The sequence below is a fragment of the Pseudomonas sp. UBA5706 genome (assembly GCF_002419965.1).
Taxonomy (GTDB): domain Bacteria; phylum Pseudomonadota; class Gammaproteobacteria; order Pseudomonadales; family Pseudomonadaceae; genus Aquipseudomonas.
In genome coordinates, this window is the sequence record NZ_DIHC01000006.1 from 46,609 (window position 1) to 64,970 (window position 18,362).

At 60.1% G+C, this 18,362-nt stretch carries 14 protein-coding genes and 2 pseudogenes; 9 read left to right on the forward strand and 7 right to left on the reverse strand.

The window, feature by feature from the left end; translation table 11 throughout:
* Positions 1-350: 350 nt before the first annotated feature.
* Both B3I26_RS03115 and B3I26_RS03120 read right to left on the reverse strand, forming a co-directional pair.
* Positions 351-1,316, reverse strand: a complete 966-nt coding sequence (locus B3I26_RS03115; protein ID WP_296254992.1) for an L-carnitine dehydrogenase — start codon at positions 1,314-1,316, stop codon at positions 351-353.
* Between the two features lie 115 nt (positions 1,317-1,431).
* Entirely contained in the window at positions 1,432-2,319 is an 888-nt protein-coding gene (locus B3I26_RS03120) for a 3-keto-5-aminohexanoate cleavage protein (protein WP_296254994.1), read from the reverse strand.
* Between the two features lie 220 nt (positions 2,320-2,539).
* On the opposite strand from B3I26_RS03120, the gene B3I26_RS03125 reads away from it, so the two are divergent.
* Positions 2,540-3,496, forward strand: a complete 957-nt coding sequence (locus tag B3I26_RS03125; RefSeq protein WP_296254995.1) for a GlxA family transcriptional regulator — start codon at positions 2,540-2,542, stop codon at positions 3,494-3,496.
* Between the two features lie 109 nt (positions 3,497-3,605).
* A pseudogene (locus B3I26_RS03130) lies at positions 3,606-3,857 on the forward strand (hypothetical protein); the annotation flags it as partial.
* A 191-nt stretch (positions 3,858-4,048) separates the two neighbouring features.
* Here the strand turns inward: B3I26_RS03130 and B3I26_RS03135 are convergent.
* Together B3I26_RS03135 and B3I26_RS03140 are read right to left on the reverse strand one after the other, a co-directional pair.
* The gene (locus B3I26_RS03135; protein ID WP_296255083.1) at positions 4,049-4,471 is read right to left on the reverse strand and encodes a DUF3010 family protein; all 423 of its coding nucleotides are present in this window, start codon (positions 4,469-4,471) and stop codon (positions 4,049-4,051) included.
* A gap of 46 nt (positions 4,472-4,517) precedes the next feature.
* The gene (locus tag B3I26_RS03140) at positions 4,518-4,922 is read right to left on the reverse strand and encodes a lysozyme inhibitor LprI family protein (RefSeq protein ID WP_296254997.1); all 405 of its coding nucleotides are present in this window, start codon (positions 4,920-4,922) and stop codon (positions 4,518-4,520) included.
* 226 nt (positions 4,923-5,148) lie between these two features.
* Between B3I26_RS03140 and B3I26_RS03145 the strand changes: the two genes are divergently transcribed.
* From B3I26_RS03145 to B3I26_RS03170, 6 genes are all read left to right on the forward strand, one after another.
* On the forward strand, positions 5,149-6,126 hold the full coding sequence (locus B3I26_RS03145; RefSeq protein WP_296254999.1) for a dipeptidase: 978 nt from the start codon (positions 5,149-5,151) through the stop codon (positions 6,124-6,126).
* 80 nt (positions 6,127-6,206) lie between these two features.
* Positions 6,207-6,737: a DUF5943 domain-containing protein gene (locus tag B3I26_RS03150; protein WP_296255000.1), complete on the forward strand. Its 531-nt coding sequence runs from the start codon at positions 6,207-6,209 to the stop codon at positions 6,735-6,737.
* Positions 6,738-6,752: 15 nt separating this feature from the next.
* Positions 6,753-8,813 (forward strand): dimethylglycine demethylation protein DgcA, encoded by a 2,061-nt coding sequence (gene dgcA, locus B3I26_RS03155; protein WP_296255002.1) that lies wholly within the window; start codon positions 6,753-6,755, stop codon positions 8,811-8,813.
* A 162-nt stretch (positions 8,814-8,975) separates the two neighbouring features.
* Positions 8,976-10,925, forward strand: a complete 1,950-nt coding sequence (gene dgcB / locus B3I26_RS03160) for a dimethylglycine demethylation protein DgcB (RefSeq protein ID WP_296255004.1) — start codon at positions 8,976-8,978, stop codon at positions 10,923-10,925.
* Positions 10,925-12,145, forward strand: a complete 1,221-nt coding sequence (locus B3I26_RS03165) for an electron transfer flavoprotein subunit alpha/FixB family protein (RefSeq protein WP_296255006.1) — start codon at positions 10,925-10,927, stop codon at positions 12,143-12,145. The genes dgcB and B3I26_RS03165 overlap by 1 nt, the downstream gene beginning before the upstream one ends.
* Entirely contained in the window at positions 12,135-12,938 is an 804-nt protein-coding gene (locus B3I26_RS03170) for an electron transfer flavoprotein subunit beta (protein WP_296255008.1), read from the forward strand. Before B3I26_RS03165 ends, B3I26_RS03170 begins: the two co-directional genes overlap by 11 nt.
* 829 nt (positions 12,939-13,767) lie before the next feature.
* Here B3I26_RS03170 and gbcA read toward each other — a convergent pair.
* Positions 13,768-15,066 carry a glycine-betaine demethylase subunit GbcA gene (gene gbcA, locus B3I26_RS03175; RefSeq protein ID WP_296255009.1) on the reverse strand — a complete coding sequence of 433 codons (1,299 nt, stop codon included), beginning with the start codon at positions 15,064-15,066 and terminating at the stop codon, positions 13,768-13,770.
* A 330-nt stretch (positions 15,067-15,396) separates the two neighbouring features.
* On the opposite strand from gbcA, the gene gbcB reads away from it, so the two are divergent.
* Positions 15,397-16,497: a glycine-betaine demethylase subunit GbcB gene (gene gbcB, locus B3I26_RS03180; protein WP_296255011.1), complete on the forward strand. Its 1,101-nt coding sequence runs from the start codon at positions 15,397-15,399 to the stop codon at positions 16,495-16,497.
* Between the two features lie 126 nt (positions 16,498-16,623).
* Here the strand turns inward: gbcB and B3I26_RS28795 are convergent, their stop codons facing one another.
* Together B3I26_RS28795 and B3I26_RS28800 are read right to left on the reverse strand one after the other, a co-directional pair.
* Positions 16,624-17,496 (reverse strand): methyl-accepting chemotaxis protein, encoded by an 873-nt coding sequence (locus B3I26_RS28795; protein WP_414707590.1) that lies wholly within the window; start codon positions 17,494-17,496, stop codon positions 16,624-16,626.
* Positions 17,479-18,249: pseudogene (locus tag B3I26_RS28800) on the reverse strand (MCP four helix bundle domain-containing protein); the annotation flags it as partial. The pseudogene B3I26_RS28800 and the gene B3I26_RS28795, both read right to left, overlap by 18 nt.
* Between the last annotated feature and the right edge of the window lie 113 nt (positions 18,250-18,362).

Genomic DNA, 18,362 nt, shown 5'->3' on the forward strand with positions numbered 1-18,362 from the left:
TGTGGAACGATCTTCGGTGTATGGTTGGCGATCAATCCTCAAACGCCATCCCATGCCTGGCTCTAGTGGTCTTGATCGTACCCACGCTCTGCGTGGGCGCGCCTGGGGTGACGCTCTGCGTCGTAGGGACGCGGAGCGTCCCAGAGCTGCATTCCCACGCGCAGCGTGAGGAACGATCAGGCGGTGGCGGGTTGGCGATCATCCTCAAACGCCATCCCATGTGGATTGATCGTACCCACGCTCTGCGTGGGCACGCCTGGGGTGACGCTCTGCGTCGTAGGGACGCGGAGCGTCCAGAGCTGCATTCCCACGCGCAGCGTGTGGAACGATCCTCGGTGTATGGTTGGCGATCAATCCTCAAACGCCATCCCATGCCTGGCTTTGGTGGTCTTCACTGCTTCCAGCACCGCCAGCAGGCAGTCGTCGCGATAACGTTCCAGTGCCGAGATGCTGTGACTGCCCAGCTGATCACTGGTGCCGTCGACCACATCGTCGATCAGCTTGTCAGTCAACTCAGGGGCAGGCAGGTAGGTCCATGGCAATTGCAGCGCCGGGCCGAATTGCGCCATGAAGTGGCGCATGCCGGCATCGCCGCCTGCCAGGGTATACGTCAGAAATGTACCCATGAACGACCAGCGCAGACCCGCGCCGAAACGAATGGCGTCGTCAATTTCGCCGGTGGTCGCCACCCCGTCGTTGACCAGATGCAGCGCCTCACGCCACAGCGCTTCAAGCAGCCGGTCGGCAATGAAACCAGGCACTTCCTTGCGCACATGCAACGGCCGCATGCCCAGTGACTCATACACCTTGATCGCCGCCTGAACCGCTTCGGGGGCTGTGTTCTTGCCGCCGACCACCTCGACCAACGGCAATAGATACACCGGGTTGAACGGGTGACCTACCACGCACCGCTCCGGGTGAATCGCGCGCTCATAAAACTCGGAAGGCAACAGGCCCGAGGTGCTGGAGCCGATGATCGCGTCAGGTTTGGCAGCAGCGCTGATCTTGCTGTGCAGGTCCAGTTTCAGGTCCAGTCGCTCCGGGGCGCTTTCCTGAATAAAGTCGGCCTGTCGCACGCACTCTTCGATGGTAGCGACGAAACGCAGGCGATCCTGAGAGGCGCCAACGGCGAGACCTTGCTGTTCGAGGGCAGGCCAGGCATTGGCGACACGCTTGCGCAGCGCCGCTTCGGCACCGGGTGCCGGGTCCCAAGCCACGACGTCCAGCCCATGGGCAAGAGCGCGAGCAACCCAGCCGCTGCCGATGACACCGCTGCCCAGCGCGGCGAAGGTTTTGATTTCGGTGATGAAAGTCATGTCGATGTCCTGAGCAAAACGGGATGGCAAAAGAATTCGCTGTAGCAGTCCGATTTGCCGCCGATGGCGATCCTCAAAGGCATCACCGCCGGCAAGCCGGACCGCTGCGCGGTTGTCAGAAGCGCTTGGTCAGCCCCATCTTCACGCGACCTTCGGCCGGGGTCATGACGCGTGCGCCCAGGCGGCTGAGGATTTCGCTGGCGCGTTCGACCAGCGCCCCGTTACTGGCCAGTACGCCCTTGTCGAGCCAGATGTTGTCCTCCAGGCCAACGCGTACGTTGCCGCCCAGCAGCACCGCCTGTGCCGCCATCGGCATCTGCATGCGCCCGATGCCGAAACCGGCCCAGACCGCATCGGTTGGCAAATTATCGACCATGGCTTTCATGGTCGTGGTGTCTGCCGGGGCGCCCCACGGGATGCCCAGGCACAGCTGGAACAGCGGGTTGTCCAGCAGACCCTCTTTCATCATTTGCTTGGCGAACCAGAGGTGGCCGGTGTCGAAGATTTCCAGTTCGGCCTTCACGCCCAGTTCCTGAATGCGCCTGGCGCCGGCGCGCAGTTGCGCCGGGGTGGACACATAAATGGTGTCGCCGTCGCCGAAGTTCAGCGTGCCGCAATCCAGCGTGCAGATTTCCGGCAGCAGGGCTTCGACGTGCGCCAGTCGGGTCAGTGGGCCGACCAGATCGGTTGCCGGGCCGAAGTCGGTCGGACGCTCGCCCGGGCCGATTTCCAGATCGCCACCCATGCCCGCCGTGAGGTTGACGATAATGTCGATATCGGCCTCGCGGATGCGCTCCATGACTTCGCGGTACAGCTCGACGTCACGGCTGAACTTGCCGGTGTGTGGATCCCGCACATGGCAATGCACGACGGTCGCGCCCGCCTTGGCAGCCTCGACGGCAGCGGCGGCGATCTGCTTTGGGGTGATCGGGACCAGATGGCTTTTCCCGGTCGTGTCGCCAGCACCGGTGAGTGCGCAGGTGATGATGACGTCGTGATTCATGGGCGAGATTCCTTACAGGCCAGGTTCGTTTGCGTTGCAGGTTTTTGGTGCCCGCTTTTGAGGTGCAACGCTACGCAGGCCAACACGCTTCAAAGCGCACAGCGGCGACAAGCTCTTGCACAGCAGCGACCTGCGCTGTTGCCCAGGTTCGGGAACCGGTGTATTGGGTTGTGCGTCTGTGAGTGCAATGCCCCTCAAATCCTTAAGGAACGCGCCAACGATGTCCCAGGATTTCTACTTTCTGCTTATCCCTGGCTTTTCAATGATGGGATTCGTCTCGGCTATCGAACCCCTGCGGGTGGCCAATCGCTTCGGCGGCGAGCTGTATCGCTGGCATGTGCTAAGCACCGACGGCGGTCCGGTGATTGCCAGCAACGGTATGTCGGTCAATGCCGATGCCGCGCTGGAGCCGCTGAAAAAGGGGGCGACGCTGTGTGTCATGGCCAGCGTCGAGCCGTTGAAGTTTTACACCTCGGCCTTGGAACACTGGCTGCGGCGGCTGGACCTGGACGGCGTGACCTTGGGTGCGATTGACACCGGCAGCTTCGTCCTCGCCCAAGCCGGGTTGCTGGAGGGCTATCGCCTCACGCTGCATTGGGAGGCGCTGGAGGCGTTTAAGGAAACCTATCCCACGCTGCAGGCGACTCAAGAATTGTTCGAAACAGACCGGCGCCGCATCAGCTCGGCAGGCGGCACGGCGTCGATCGATCTGATGCTCGACCTGATCGGCCAGGCGCATGGCCCGGACCTGGCGATCAAAGTCTCCGAGCAGTTCGTGCTGGGTCGCATTCGCCAGCGCAAAGACCACCAACGCATGCAGATCGCCACGCGTTACGGCATCAATAACAAAAAGCTGGTGCAGGTGATCGGGGTGATGGAGCAACACACCGAGCCACCGCTGAGTACCCTGGCGCTGGCCGATGGCATTCAAGTCACCCGGCGTCAGCTGGAGCGCCTGTTTCGCTTGCATTTGAACGACACGCCGAGCAACTTTTATCTGGGGCTGCGGTTGGAGAAAGCCAGGCAGCTGCTGCGCCAGAGCGACATGAGCGTGCTAGAGGTCAGCATCGCCTGTGGATTTGAGTCGCCCTCGTATTTCACTCGCAGCTACAAGGCACGCCATTCGGTGTGTCCGCGGGAAGATCGGGGACGGTTGGTACGGGAAAGGCTCGTTTGACTGCCGATAATTGTGAATCGTGCTCACGACCATAAATTATGGTCGTCGCAATAATTGGGTATAAGTCATAACGAAGCGCACTGGCTTTGTACTCAGGCGCGACACCCTTGCGCTTACCATCGCGCAGGGCCTGGTTAGTGCGCATGACAACCAACCCTTCGCGCCCTTTGCGGATGCCACGGTGCTGGCGGTCAGCAAGGCGCTGGAGGCTTTGAACAGCGACGTTGTGCCCGGTATGCAGACCATTCAGGCGGCCATTGATTCGTTGCGGGAGAAAGAACTGTTCTGGAAGTCCAGTCGCGGGGCCTATGCGTTGGAGGACAAGGCGTTCGGCGAGTGGTTGCGGCAGCGCAGGCGTTAAGAACACTTACGCGATTTCAGAAGGCTTCCGGTCATCAACGCGCCGCGCTTGCGCCAGGCAACCACGGCTCCTGAGGGATGTCTTCGCCAAGACGTTCCAGACGACATCTGGGTGTCGACTGAACCGGCCCCGTGCGAATGCGTGTGTTCCCAACGGTCCGTAACCTGGCCACAGCGCTAACCGGGACAGCTTTATTTGACGCCCTTCATCAACGCTGAGCACGCCACTTTGTACGCCTCGTGCTGATATTTGTTGAGCGCGGCAGGCAGTTCGAAGCTGTGCTTTTTCATCTGGGCGTTGATGGTTTGCGGTGAGAGCAGCACCACGTCGCAGTCATCCAGCAGCTGGAAAACCGTTTCGATCTTGAAGGTGGTTGGGCCGCCAGCGAACTCGCCTTTTTTGCTGCGCTTCTTGATCGCGATGTGGGCAATGCCGTTTTCGCGGACGAATGTCGCGATCTGTTGCGCGAACGCTTTGACGTTGCCGGACTCGTCATCGTCTTCCAGCGCCATCTTCTTGATTGCCAGCGGCCGGTGTTCCAATACGCCGGATGCGCGAGTGGCGACAGCGAAGATGGCTTCGCTGCCTTTGATGTCTACGCCGCAGATGTTCATGTGCTTACCTTGAGCTGTGAGGACGTCAGGGTAGCGCATTCGTGACTCATTCTGCCTGCAGGATACTTTCCAGGTACTCCGACCGCTCGTCGCTCGTGCGTGCTATGCAGTCGTTCTGGCCGATGTCGAATTCCCGAGTGCCTTTTTTGGCCGGAAACACTTCAACCTCGCAGTCGGCGTCCCGCAGTTTCTTCCAGGCGTCTTCCGCCGCTTTCAGCTTGGTGACAAACTCGTTGGCCTCTGCCTTGTTGGCGCCGTACTGGGTGTTCACCCGATCTTCCAGATTCTTAAAGTTCTCACCCAGCAGTCTGACCGCCGTGTCACGGTTGTACACCGAACAGTCAAGCGTCTGTTTGTCCTCGTCTACACCGTCGCACGGGGTGGCATCCGGATTCGCCGCCGCGTGTGCGCCTGTCGCCAATAGAGCCAGAGCCAGAAAAATCGTCTTCATTGAGGTTTCCCGATTCAGTGATGCGCAAGATTCTCGCCCAAGCACGCGGCAAAGAACAGTTATCAAACGTACACCGTAGACATCCGCGGTCGGCCTTTGTCGCTTCTTGACGCTTTCGGCAATTCCCCTGTCGTTTTTGCACCCGGCTCGCTTGACCCTCCGGCATATGCTGGCCCCAAAGCGCCGGCAGACGTTCGGCGCGTGATTAACCAAAGGGGACAGCCTGATGAGCCCAGCCGAGTTGCACGCCGACAGCATCGTCATTGACGGGCTGATCATCGCCAAATGGAACCGTGAGCTGTTCGAAGACATGCGCAAGGGTGGCCTGACCATGGCCAACTGTACGGTTTCAGTGTGGGAAGGTTTTCAGCAGACCGTTAACAGCATCGCCTCCAGCCAAAAGCTGATCCGCGACAACAGCGATCTGGTGATCCAGGTGCGCAATACCGCCGACATCCGCAGGGCCAAGGAACTGGGCAAGACCGGCATCCTGTTAGGCTTCCAGAACGCGCATGCTTTCGAAGACCAGATTGGTTACGTCGAGATCTTCAAGCAGCTGGGCGTGGGCATCGTGCAGATGTGCTACAACACCCAGAACCTGGTGGGCACCGGTTGTTACGAGCGCGATGGCGGGCTCTCCGGCTTTGGCCGTGAAATCGTTGCCGAAATGAACCGGGTCGGCGTCATGTGCGACCTGTCCCACGTGGGGTCCAAGACCTCGGAGGAGGTCATCCTCGAATCGAAGAAGCCAGTGACCTATTCCCACTGCCTGCCTTCAGGTCTGAAAGAACACCCCCGCAACAAGTCCGACGCCGAGCTGAAATTCATTGCCGACCATGGCGGTTTCGTCGGCGTGACCATGTTTGCTCCGTTTCTGGCCAAGGGCATCGACTCGACCATCGACGACTACGCCGAAGCCATCGAGTACGTGATGAACATCGTCGGTGAAGACGCGATCGGTATCGGCACCGACTTCACCCAGGGCCACGGCCAGGCGTTTTTCGAATACCTGACCCACGACAAGGGCTACGCCCGTCGCCTGACCAACTTCGGCAAGATCATCAACCCGCTGGGCATCCGCACCGTCGGTGAGTTCCCGAACCTCACCGAAACCCTGCTCAAGCGCGGCCACCCTGAGCGCGTGGTGCGCAAGATCATGGGCGAGAACTGGGTTCGCGTTTTAGGCGATGTCTGGGGCGAGTAAACCTTGCCCGATCACTGAATGTCTGCCTCTCCCGTTCGCGGAGAGGACATCCAAACGAATTTTTCTGGAGTTAAGTTTCCATGGCCAAGATCGCCCCGCAATTGCCTATCGAAGTCGACAGCGAGACCGGTGTCTGGACCTCCGACGCCCTGCCGATGCTGTACGTGCCTCGGCATTTCTTCGTCAACAACCACATGGGCATCGAAGAAGTATTGGGCGCCGAAGCCTATGCCGAAATCCTTTACAAAGCAGGCTACAAATCCGCCTGGCACTGGTGCGAGAAAGAAGCCGAGTGCCACGGCATCGAGGGTGTTGCGGTGTTTGAGCACTACATGAAGCGCCTGTCGCAGCGTGGCTGGGGCCTGTTCAAGATCCAGGAAATCGACCTGGATAAAGGCACCGCCAGCGTCAAGCTGGAGCATTCGGCCTTCGTTTACGTCTACGGCAAGGTTGGCCGTAAGGTCGATTACATGTTCACCGGCTGGTTCGCAGGCGCCATGGACCAGATTCTGGCGGCCAAAGGCAGTTCCATTCGTACTGTCGCCGAGCAGGTTTACGGCGGATCGGAAGAAGGCCACGAAGATGGCCTGTTTGTCGTAAAACCGTTGTAAGCCGAGGACCGTGTCATGGCTTTCGAAGCAATGTTTCAGCCTATTCAGATCGGCAAACTTACCATCCGCAACCGCGTCCTCAGCACCGCGCACGCCGAGGTCTATGCCACCGACGGCGGCATGACCACCGACCGCTACGTGAAGTACTACGAGGAGAAAGCCAAGGGCGGCATCGGTCTGGCCATTTGTGGTGGATCTTCGAGCGTGGCGATCGACAGCCCGCAAAGCTGGTGGAAATCGGTGAACCTTGCGACCGACAAGATCATTCCGCATTTTCAGAATCTGGCTGACGCCATGCACAAGCACGGCGCCAAGATCATGATCCAGATTACCCACATGGGCCGTCGCTCCCGCTGGGACGGCGACCATTGGCCGACCCTGCTATCGCCATCGGGCATTCGCGAGCCGGTCCACCGCGCAACCTGCAAGACCATCGAGCCGGAAGAGATCTGGCGCGTGATCGGCAATTACGCCAGCGCTGCAGCCCGTGCCAAAGCCGGCGGCCTTGACGGCGTCGAGCTGTCGGCGGTGCACCAGCACATGATCGATCAGTTCTGGAGCCCGCGCGTCAACAAGCGCACCGATGAGTGGGGCGGCAGTTTCGAGAACCGCATGCGTTTCGGTCTGGAAGTGATCAAGGCGGTGCGTAAGGAAGTCGGCCCTGATTTTTGCGTGGGCCTGCGTATCTGCGGTGACGAGTTCCACCCGGACGGTCTGAGCCACGAAGACATGAAGGAGATCGCCAAGTATTACGACCAGACCGGCATGATCGACTTCATCGGCGTCGTCGGCTCGGGTTGTGATACCCACAACACCCTGGCCAACGTTATCCCCAACATGAGTTATCCACCGGAGCCGTTCCTGCACCTGGCCGCCGGGATCAAGGAGGTGGTGAAGGCGCCGGTCTTGCACGCGCAGAACATCAAGGACCCGAATCAGGCGACGCGCATTCTCGAAGGCGGTTACGTCGACATGGTCGGCATGACCCGCGCGCACATTGCCGATCCGCACCTGATCACCAAGATCAAGATGGGGCAGGTCGATCAGATTCGTCAGTGCGTGGGTGCCAACTACTGCATTGATCGTCAGTACCAGGGCCTGGACGTGCTGTGCATCCAGAACGCTGCGACCTCCCGTGAATACATGGGTGTGCCGCACATTATCGAAAAAACCACCGGTGTGAAGCGCAAGGTGGTGATTGTTGGCGCCGGCCCTGCGGGGATGGAAGCGGCGCGGGTATCTGCCGAACGGGGTCACGACGTGACGCTGTTCGAGAAGAAGGACGCGATTGGCGGCCAGATCACCACGGCGTCAAAAGCGCCACAGCGGGACCAGATCGCCGGTATCACCCGTTGGTATCAGCTGGAGCTGGCGCGCCTGAAAGTCGATCTGCGCGTGGGCACGGCGGCGGATATCGCGACCATTCTGGATTTGCGTCCCGATGTGGTGGTACTGGCCGTCGGCGGTCATCCATTCCTTGAGCAGAACGAGCATTGGGGCGCGGCCGAGGGCTTGGTGGTCAGCAGTTGGGATGTGCTCGACGGCAAGGTGGCGCCGGGCAAGAACGTGCTGGTCTACGACACCATCTGTGAATTCACCGGTATGTCGGTCGCCGACTTCATCGCCGACAAGGGCAGCCAGGTCGAGATCGTCACCGACGACATCAAGCCGGGCGTGGCCATCGGCGGGACATCGTTCCCGACCTACTACCGCAGCATGTACCCCAAAGAAGTGATCATGACCGGCGACATGATGCTGGAGAAGGTCTACCGCGAAGGCGACAAGCTGGTGGCGGTGCTGGAGAACGAATACACCGGCGCCAAAGAGGAGCGGGTGGTCGATCAAGTGGTGATCGAAAACGGCGTGCGGCCTGACGAAGCGTTGTATTACGGGCTGAAGCAGGATTCGCGCAATAAAGGCCAGATCGACATTGACGCCTTGTTCGCGATTGAGCCCCAGCCATCGTTGAGCCAGTCGGGTGAGGGGTACCTGCTGTTTCGCATCGGCGACTGCGTGGCGCAGCGCAATACCCACGCCGCCATCTATGACGCATTGCGGCTCTGCAAAGATTTTTGATGGCAGCTGCAAGCTACAGGCTTGATCGTTCCCACGCTCTGCGTGGGAATGCCTCGATGAACGCTCTGCGTTCGCCTTTGATGTGACGCACAGCGTCACGGGATGCATCCCCACGCCGAGCGTGGGAACGATCATAGACCCCGAGGTCTTTGGGAGCTCCACATGTTGAACACCCTTCTTCCCATCCTGCTGTTCGCGGCCCTGGGGCTGGCGATTCTCGGCGCTCTGCGGCGGGCAGCCATGTGGCGCAACGGACGTGCGTCCAGGGTCGATCTGCTGGGCGGTCTGCTGGCGATGCCCAAGCGCTATATGGTCGATTTGCACCATGTGGTCGCGCGGGATAAATACATCGCTAACACTCACGTCGCGACGGCCGGCGGCGCAGTGGCGTCCATCGTGCTGGCGATTCTGGTCCATGGTTTTGGCCTGCATAACCGCATCCTGGGCTACGCACTGCTGCTGATGTCGGCGGTGATGTTCGTCGGTGCGATCTTCATGTACCTGCGCCGTCGTCACCCGCCGTCGCGCCTGTCGAAAGGTCCGTGGATGCGCCTGCCGAAAAGCCTGCTGGCGTTCTCCGCCTCGTTCTTTCTGGTGACCCTGCCGGTCGCGGGCATCCTTCCGGAATACTTCGGTGGCTGGCTGCTAGCGATCATCCTTGGGATCGGTGTGCTGTGGGGTGTTTGCGAGTTGTTCCTCGGCATGACCTGGGGCGGTCCGATGAAGCACGCCTTCGCCGGTGCGCTGCATCTGGCATGGCATCGCCGGGCCGAGCGCTTTGGTGGCGGTCGTTCCACGGGCCTCAAACCGCTGGATCTGACTGATCCAAGCGCGCCGCTGGGTGTGGAAAAACCCAAGGATTTCACCTGGAACCAGTTGCTGGGTTTCGACGCCTGTGTGCAATGCGGCAAGTGCGAAGCGGCATGCCCGGCGTTCGCGGCAGGTCAGCCGCTGAACCCTAAAAAGTTGATTCAGGACATGGTGGTGGGTCTGGCGGGAGGCACAGACGCCAGCTTCGCGGGCAGCCCCTATCCGGGTAAAGCCGTGGGCGAGCATGGGGGTAGTCCGCATCAACCGATCGTCAACGGGCTGGTGGACGCCGAAACCCTGTGGTCCTGCACCACCTGCCGCGCATGCGTGGAAGAGTGCCCGATGATGATCGAGCACGTGGACGCCATCGTCGACATGCGCCGCCACCTGACGCTGGAAAAGGGCGCGACCCCGAATAAAGGCGCTGAAGTCCTGGAAAACCTCATCGCTACCGATAACCCCGGCGGTTTCGCACCGGGTGGGCGAATGAACTGGGCGGCGGATCTGAATCTTGATCTGATGAGCGCGAAGCGGACGGTCGACGTGCTGTTCTGGGTCGGCGATGGCGCGTTCGACATGCGCAACCAGCGCACCCTTCGCGCGTTCGTCAAAGTGCTAAAAGCGGCCAAGATCGATTTCGCAGTGCTGGGGCTTGAAGAACGGGACAGCGGCGACGTAGCCCGTCGTCTCGGTGATGAGGCGACGTTCCAGATGCTCGCCAGGCGCAATATCCAGACACTGTCCAAATACAGCTTCAAGCGCATCGTTACCTGCGACCCGCACAGCTTCCACGTACTAAAAAATGAATACGGCGCCTTCGATGGCAACTATGTGGTGCTGCACCACAGTACCTACATGGCCGAGCTGATTGGCAACGGTGCGCTGAATCTGGGACAGCACAAAGGCGCCAGCGTGACCTATCACGACCCCTGCTATCTGGGCCGCTACAACGGCGAATACCAAGCACCACGTGACGTGCTCAAGGCATTGGGGATCGAGGTGATGGAGATGCAACGTTCCGGTTTCCGCTCCCGCTGCTGTGGCGGCGGCGGCGGTGCGCCGATCACTGACATTCCCGGCAAGCAGCGTATTCCCGACATGCGTATGGACGACATTCGCGAGACTGGCGCCGAACTGGTGGCCGTGGGTTGCCCGCAGTGCACGGCGATGCTTGAAGGCGTGGTCGAGCCGCGCCCGATGATCAAGGACATTGCCGAACTGGTAGCCGACGCCCTGCTCGAAGACGCCGCCGCACCCGCTAAATCGGCGCCGGTTAAACGCAAACCTGCGGAGGTGCATTGATGAGCGACATTATCCGCCGCGACCCCCGGGCCGAATGGATCGCCCGTAACCGCTTGCACCCGCTGCACGCCACGATGCAACCCACGCAGAGCAGCTGGATGGGGCCCAATGGCGTCATCCGCAAGAACGTCCACGGCATCGGCTTCATCGGCCCCAACGGCATCAAGCGTATCGACCGCACCGGCGCGCAGCAGGGCGCAGCGGTCAAGCGTTCGGCGTCTGTTGACGTGCAACTGCCATTGCATCAGGTTGCGGCGCCGGCTTTCTATATCGCTGTCGTGCCCGACATGGTCGGTGGCCGCTTGAGCAGCCACGACCGCGACTTGCTGGGCCTGGCCCACGGTCTGGCCGGGCAGGACGGTGCGGTACTGGCCGTGGTTTTCGGCGAGCACAAGGAAAGCGCCTTCGAAACGGCGGGCGTTGACCGTCTGCTGGTGCTCGATGGCGGCGAATTCAGCGGCTATTCACCTGAACAGCGGGTACAAGGCCTGCGAGCTGTGGATAACCAGTTCGGCCCGCGCCACTGGCTGCTTCCCGATAGCCGCACCGGTGGCGGTGAATTGGGTCGGCGGTTTGCCGCAAGCATCGGTGAGCGCCCGGCGACTCGCGTTTGGCAGGTCAAGGATGAACAAGCCACCGGCCGCGCAGGCGCGGGCCGTGAAGATCTGATGCGCCCGGTATCGCGCCTGATTCTGGCCGCTGCAGAGTGCGCTGAGCCGGTCAGCGAAACCCGCCACGAAGCGTTGCCAATGGAGTTGTCCACAGCCTTGGTGCGCAGCTTGCCCCGTATCGAGGATATGGGCGCGGTCGCGGTCGATCCGGCACTTATCCCCATGGCCGAAGCGGAATTCATTTTCTCAGGAGGCAATGGGGTCAAGGATTGGGACCTGTTTCACCGCACGGCAGCGGCGTTAGGAGCGACCAAGGGCGCCTCTCGGGTGGCTGTGGATGACGGCTTCATGAGTCGCGATCGACAGGTCGGCGCATCCGGGACCTGGGTAACCGCACGGGTGTATGTGGCCGTCGGTATTTCCGGTGCGATCCAGCACCTGCAAGGTATTGGCGCTTGCGACAAGGTGGTGGCGATCAATCTCGATCCCACCTGCGACATGATCAAACGCGCGGATTTATCAGTGATTGGCGAAAGTGCGGCGATACTCGGTGCACTGATCGACGCCGTCCAGGCCTACCGGAACGGGGCGAAGCGCGATGCAGCCTGACAACAAATTGCCTGTGGATAAAAGCGGCATTCATATCATCAGCCTCGTTTCCATCGGCGCACACCCGACTTCCGGTCGTCCGCGTCGTGCTGAACAGGACGCCCGCGCTGTCGAGTTGGGCCTGCAACTGGCTGGGGATAACCTGCACGTGCTGCATGCCGGTAAGGCCGAAGAGCCCGCGCTGCGGGCGTACCTGGGCATGGGCCTGAAAGAACTGCATGTGCTTGAGCAACCTCAAGACGCCGATGCACTGCCAGGGCTGGCCGATTACATACGCGAATCCGGCGTGCAAATGGTCCTCGCGGGCACCCAGGCCGAAACCGGCGAAGGCTCCGGCATGTTGCCGTACCTGTTGGCCGAGAGACTTGGCTGGCCGCTGGTGGTCGGTATGGCCGAGGTGGAATCCATCAACAATGGCAGTGCGCAGCTGCTCCAGGCACTGCCACGCGGGCAGCGTCGGCGCCTCAAGGTTCGTCTGCCCTTCCTGGCCACTGTGGATAACGCCGCGCCCAAACCCCGGCAAAGTGCGTTCGGCCCTGCTCAGCGCGGCACGCTGGACGTCGAACAGACTGAATGGGTAATCGATGAGTTATCCACAACCTCCGAACTGACGCCTGCCAAACCCCGGCCAAAACGTTTGAAAGTCATCAAGGCAAAAAGCGGTGCAGATCGGATGAAAGCAGCTACGGCGAAAGCCAGTGGTGGCAGTGGTCAAGTGCTCAAGGGTGTAAGTGCTCAGGAGGGCGCTGCGGCGATATTGAAGCTGTTGGTGGAAGAGGGGGTGGTTCGGTGAGAGTCATTCTGAGTAATGTTGCATGTGCAGACGCAAACATACTTTTGACTCCTTCAACCGTCTTGGGTCGGTAATCGACAATACCGATCCATTCGCGCGGAGGGCTTGTTGGAGACCCTCTCTGCTGAATGAGCTGGGCGTTAGCTCGCATGACAACATCGAGAACACGCCTTTGACTTCTTGGGCGGACCCTTTGCAACCGATCGGAGAACTGGGAGTTTGTATCGAGCAGCCGCGTTCGATTCTGGACCGCCGTCATGCCTACATACCCACAATGTCTGTGAATCCGCCTGTGGGTAAACGGTTAGGCCACGGCCAGGGATTAAGCCATACGTGGTCTGCACGCCATTGAGTAGATATTGACCAGTGCCGCATCTTTCATTTGGCAGAGCGTCCCAAAGTGCCCAACACCAATGCGCCCGCATTTTTTCCATAGCCAAATGGCATCCCTTGCGATTTACAAACAGTCGCTGTTGGCAGTTCTGTGGATAAGGTGTTGTCAGTCCTCTACAGGCCTTACTACGCATGCCTTACAGAGCGTTGATCAAGTCATGATCATCCCTGTGCGCTGGGAGGTTTTGCATAAGTCATCGTTTTTTCTACTTTTTTGCATTGAGCTAAAACGACTTTCCCACAATTGCTGTGGGCGGCGCTGTGGATAAGTTGTTTGTGGATGGCGGCGAACGCCGTGACGCGAAGGGGGCGGGCACTTGGCTGTTTTTTAATCAGCGGGGAGCCGTTGCAGAGGCCAGCTTGCTGGCGAATGCGTTATGCCGGGCGAATCGAGGATGCGACTGGCATATTACATTCGCAGCGAAGGATTCTCTGGTTACTCGTGATTAACCGCCACACCCTTCAAGTACTGCGCAGGCTCGGCGCCCATATTTTCGAGAAGCTTGGCGCTGTACCAATCGATGAAGTTGACCACGCCGAACTCATAAGTTTTCGAATACGGGCCTGGCTGGTAGGCGATCGAGTTGATGCCGCGCTGGTTTTCTTCGGCCAGTCGGCGGTCCTGATCGTTGGTGGCATCCCAGACTTCACGCAGACGTGCGACATCGTAGTCCACGCCCTCAACGGCATCCTTGTGCACCAGCCACTTGGTGGTGACGAGGGTTTCCTGTGCGCTGATCGGCCACACCGTGAACACGATCACGTGATCGCCCATGCAGTGGTTCCAGGAATGCGGAAGGTGCAGGATGCGCATCGAACCGAGGTCCGGGTTCTTGATGCGGCCCATCAGTTTGCTGCTGCCCTGTTTACCGTCCATGGTCATCGAGACGGTGCCTTTGAGCAGCGGCATGCGCACGATCCGGTTACGCAGGCCGAAGCTCTTGTGGGCGAACGGAATTTTTTCGGCTTCCCAGGCCGCGGCGGAGGCGGCGACGTGGTCCTTGAATGCCTGGTCGGCGCGTGGATCGGTGACGTCATCCCATTCCAGCAGGGTGTTCAGCAATTCGGGGTGCGAACCGTTGCAGTGATAGCACTCGCGGTTGTTTTCCAGCACCAGCTTCCAGTTGGCCTTTTCAACCAGGGTGGTTTGCACCGCCACCTTGGTGTTTTCCATGTCGTACGGTTCCATGTAGTGATTCAGCGTCTGCAGGAACTCGTCGATCGCTGGCGGGTTGGACGCCAGGCTGATGAAGATGTAGCCGCCAGCCACCTTGCAGTTCACCGGCTTGAGGCTGAACTGCTTCATGTCGAAGTCGGCGCCCATCTCGGTGCCCGCATAGAGCAAGCGGCCGTCCAGTTCGTAAGTCCACTGGTGGTATGGGCACACCAGTTTGGCGACCTTGCCTTTTTCCTTGGTGCACAGACGCGAGCCGCGGTGGCGGCAGACGTTATGAAAGGCGTTGACCGAACCGTCCGCGGCGCGCACTACCAGGATCGGATTCTTGCCAATCTGCAGAGTCAGGAAGTTGCCCTTTGCCGGGATCTCGCAGGTCATGCCCGCGATCAGCCACTCTTTTTGAAAGATTTCCTGCATGTCGATTTCAAACAGCCGCTCATCGCTGTAGAACGGCTGCGGCAGCGAGTAAGTGCGCTCGCGGTTCTGCAGCATTTCAGCGGTGGCCTTGCGTGCGGGTTCCAGCGGATCGCCCAGGCTCAGAGTTGCGGTGACGTCCATCTTTGATGTCCTCAGACCGCATTTTGGGCAGTCTACGAATGTGGCTGATACGGTTGTGGTCGGTGTCTGGCACGCAAGGCGACGGTGTTTTCTGTCGCTCATGTTTAGGGTTGAAATATCTGCTTCTCGATGTCGGCGAGTGTGTAGCCGGGCGAGCGGTGAACCTTATCCATGGGCGACATGGCCGAATCCGTTTCCGACTACGCAACCCCTATAGATCGGGGCTGGTCGCCATGAGCATGTGAATGTCGCTGATAGGTAAATAGCATGCTCGTGCGTTACGCAGAATCGCCACCATAAGAGGCCGACAGTCGGCCGTGGAGAGTGAGTATGTCCCAGAGTTTCCTCAACCCGGTCAACACGCAGACCTGGGCCAATGGCCGCCACCTGGTGCGGGTCGTCAAAGTGATCCAGGAAACCTGGGACGTACGCACCTTTTGCTTCATGGCCGACCAACCGATTCTGTTTTTCTTCAAGCCGGGTCAGTTCGTCACCCTGGAGCTGGAAATCGAAGGCGTGCCGATCATGCGCTCCTACACCATTTCCAGTGCGCCGTCGGTACCGTACAGCTTCTCGATCACCATCAAGCGCGTGCCCGGCGGCAAGGTGTCCAACTGGCTGCACGACACGTTGCATGAAGGTCAGGAGCTGGCGGTGCACGGCCCGGTTGGCCTGTTCAACGCCATCGACTTCCCGAACCCCAAGATCCTTTACCTCAGTGGCGGGGTCGGCATCACCCCGGTCATGTCCATGGCGCGCTGGTACTACGACACTAACGCCAACGTCGACATGGTATTCGTGCACAGCTCGCGGTCACCCAAGGACATCATCTACCACCGCGAGCTGGAGCAGATGGCCTCGCGGATCAACAATTTCTCGCTGCACATCGTCTGCGAGAAGCATGGACTGGGCGAGCCGTGGGCTGGTTATCGTGGCTACCTGAACCAGAAAATGCTGGAGCTGATGGCACCGGACTTCATGGAGCGCGAGGTGTTCTGCTGCGGCCCGACGCCGTACATGAACGCTGTCAAACGCCTGCTGGAAGCCAACGGTTTCAACATGGCTCAGTATCACGAAGAGTCGTTCGGGGCGACGCCGCCGGAGGCCCGGGCCGACGCCGTGGAGCACGCCGAGCAGGCTGCCGACGCACCGGATCTCGATGTCGCGGAGCTGCATCAGGTCGAGTTCACCGACACCGGCAAGAGCATTCGTGTGGCGCCAGGCGAAACCGTCCACGCCGCAGCTGCCAAGCTGGGGCTGATGATCCCCAAGGCCTGCGGCATGGGCATCTGCGGTACATGCAAAGTCATGAAGCTCAGCGGTGAGGTGGAGATGGAGCACAACGGCGGCATCACCGATGACGACGTGGAAGAGGGTTATATCCTGTCGTGCTGCAGCGTGCCGAAAGGCGACGTCCGGATCGAGTATTGACGGTTTAGGCAGGCGTACGGCACGCCGGCGGTGGCGACCTCAAGAACGCCACCGTTAGCAGGCCGCGCTGCTGGAAGCGATCGGGCGGGGAGCGCGCCGCTCATGGCGCGTCCCTGGTGTAGATCATTACAACCTGAATCGCGCCACCATGCCGTTCAAATCTACAGCCAGGCGCGCCAGCTCGTTGCTGGCGGCGGTGGTCTGGTTAGCACCTGTGGTTGACTGAGCCGACAGGTCGCGGATGTTGACCAGGTTGCGGTCCACTTCGCGAGCCACCTGCGCTTGTTCTTCGGCAGCGCTGGCAATCACCAGGTTGCGCTCATTGATTTCAACCACTGCACTGTTGATGGTGTCCAGCGCAACGCCCGCGCCTTTGGCGATGTTCAAGGTCGATTCGGCGCGGTCAGTGCTGCTGCGCATGGAGTTGACCGCCTGCTCGGTACCCCCTTGAATACTGCCGATCATGCGCTCGATTTCACTGGTCGATTGCTGGGTGCGATGGGCCAGGGCACGTACTTCGTCGGCAACCACCGCAAAACCGCGACCTGCCTCACCGGCGCGGGCCGCTTCGATGGCGGCATTGAGGGCCAGCAGGTTGGTCTGGTCGGCCAGGCCGCGAATCACGTCCAGCACCTTGCCGATGTCGCGAGATTCGTCGGCCAGGTTGCCAATCAACTTGGCGGTGCCCTGTACGTCGCTGCTCATGCGCTCAATGGCGCTGACGGTTTCCTGCACCAGGTCGCGACCATCGCTGGCAGACGTCGTGGCGTTTTGCGAGGCCTGGGAGGTGCTCACGGCGTTGCGCGCCACTTCCTCTACCGCGCTGGTCATCTCGTTGACCGCAGTTGCGGCCTGTTCGATTTCATTGTTCTGCTGCGACAAGCCGCGGGCGCTTTCGTCGGTGACCGCGTTGAGCTCTTCTGCCGCCGAGGCCAGCTGAGTGGCCGAGCCAGAGATACGTTGCAAGGTATCCCGCAGTTTGGACTGCATCTTGAGCATGGCGGCGAGCAGTCGGCCGGCCTCGTCGGGACCGTCTGCCACGATGCTGTGCGTCAGGTCGCCCTCGGCGATTTCTTCGGCCGCCTTGAGTGCCGAACTGATCGGGCGGGTGATGCTGTTGGTTAGTAGCCAGGCGAACAGCAGGGTCAGCACCGTCGAAATGATCAGCAGGGCGACGACCAGCGTGAAGGCGGTGTGGTACTGCTCGCCAGCGCTTAAGTTGGCGGCGTCGGATTGTTTGGTGTTGATTTCGACCAACTTCGACAGGGTGGCATTCATCTTGTCGGAGTTTTCCTGTAACTCGACGTTAAGCAGTTGGGTGAGCTCGTCGATTTTTCCGTCACGGCTCAAGCCGCGCATACGGTCTTCGAGCTGGCGGTACTGAACCAGCTGAGGCTGGAATTCGGCGTAGGTCGCTTTCTCATCTGCTGTTGCCGGGAGCTTTTCGTAAGCCGCTTGGGCAATTCCCATCTGTTGGAAACGCGAAGTCATGGCGTCAAGGGTCTTTTGCTGCACCGCCGGGTCGCGATTGACCAAAAGACGAAACGACAGGACGCGCAGCCTTACGCTGGTGTCGATCATCTTGTCCAGACTGCGGATGCTGGGCACGCTGTTAAGAGCGATTTCATCGCCAGCTTCGCGAATCTTGCTCATTTGCGTCAGGGAAAAGATGCCGAGAATCAGCATCAGGGCACCAATCAGGGCAAAACCGAAAAACGCGCGTGGAGCGATATTCATGTTGCGCAGTGACATAGCGGATCTTCCGAAAGAGCGGGCGTGACGATTGCGCCCAGGCAGGATTGTGAAGCTGGTTTACTGCCTATCGGTCGTAAAGCCGGGGGCTTGAATGAAATCGTAATATTTCG

Coding starts and splice junctions, on each gene's coding strand:
- B3I26_RS03115 (WP_296254992.1), bottom strand. CDS start 1,316: ATGACTTTCATCACCGAAATCAAAACCTTCGCCGCGCTGGGCAGCGGT.
- B3I26_RS03120 (WP_296254994.1), bottom strand. CDS start 2,319: ATGAATCACGACGTCATCATCACCTGCGCACTCACCGGTGCTGGCGAC.
- B3I26_RS03125 (WP_296254995.1), top strand. CDS start 2,540: ATGTCCCAGGATTTCTACTTTCTGCTTATCCCTGGCTTTTCAATGATG.
- B3I26_RS03135 (WP_296255083.1), bottom strand. CDS start 4,471: ATGAACATCTGCGGCGTAGACATCAAAGGCAGCGAAGCCATCTTCGCT.
- B3I26_RS03140 (WP_296254997.1), bottom strand. CDS start 4,922: ATGAAGACGATTTTTCTGGCTCTGGCTCTATTGGCGACAGGCGCACAC.
- B3I26_RS03145 (WP_296254999.1), top strand. CDS start 5,149: ATGAGCCCAGCCGAGTTGCACGCCGACAGCATCGTCATTGACGGGCTG.
- B3I26_RS03150 (WP_296255000.1), top strand. CDS start 6,207: ATGGCCAAGATCGCCCCGCAATTGCCTATCGAAGTCGACAGCGAGACC.
- dgcA (WP_296255002.1), top strand. CDS start 6,753: ATGGCTTTCGAAGCAATGTTTCAGCCTATTCAGATCGGCAAACTTACC.
- dgcB (WP_296255004.1), top strand. CDS start 8,976: ATGTTGAACACCCTTCTTCCCATCCTGCTGTTCGCGGCCCTGGGGCTG.
- B3I26_RS03165 (WP_296255006.1), top strand. CDS start 10,925: ATGAGCGACATTATCCGCCGCGACCCCCGGGCCGAATGGATCGCCCGT.
- B3I26_RS03170 (WP_296255008.1), top strand. CDS start 12,135: ATGCAGCCTGACAACAAATTGCCTGTGGATAAAAGCGGCATTCATATC.
- gbcA (WP_296255009.1), bottom strand. CDS start 15,066: ATGGACGTCACCGCAACTCTGAGCCTGGGCGATCCGCTGGAACCCGCA.
- gbcB (WP_296255011.1), top strand. CDS start 15,397: ATGTCCCAGAGTTTCCTCAACCCGGTCAACACGCAGACCTGGGCCAAT.
- B3I26_RS28795 (WP_414707590.1), bottom strand. CDS start 17,496: ATGCTCAAGATGCAGTCCAAACTGCGGGATACCTTGCAACGTATCTCT.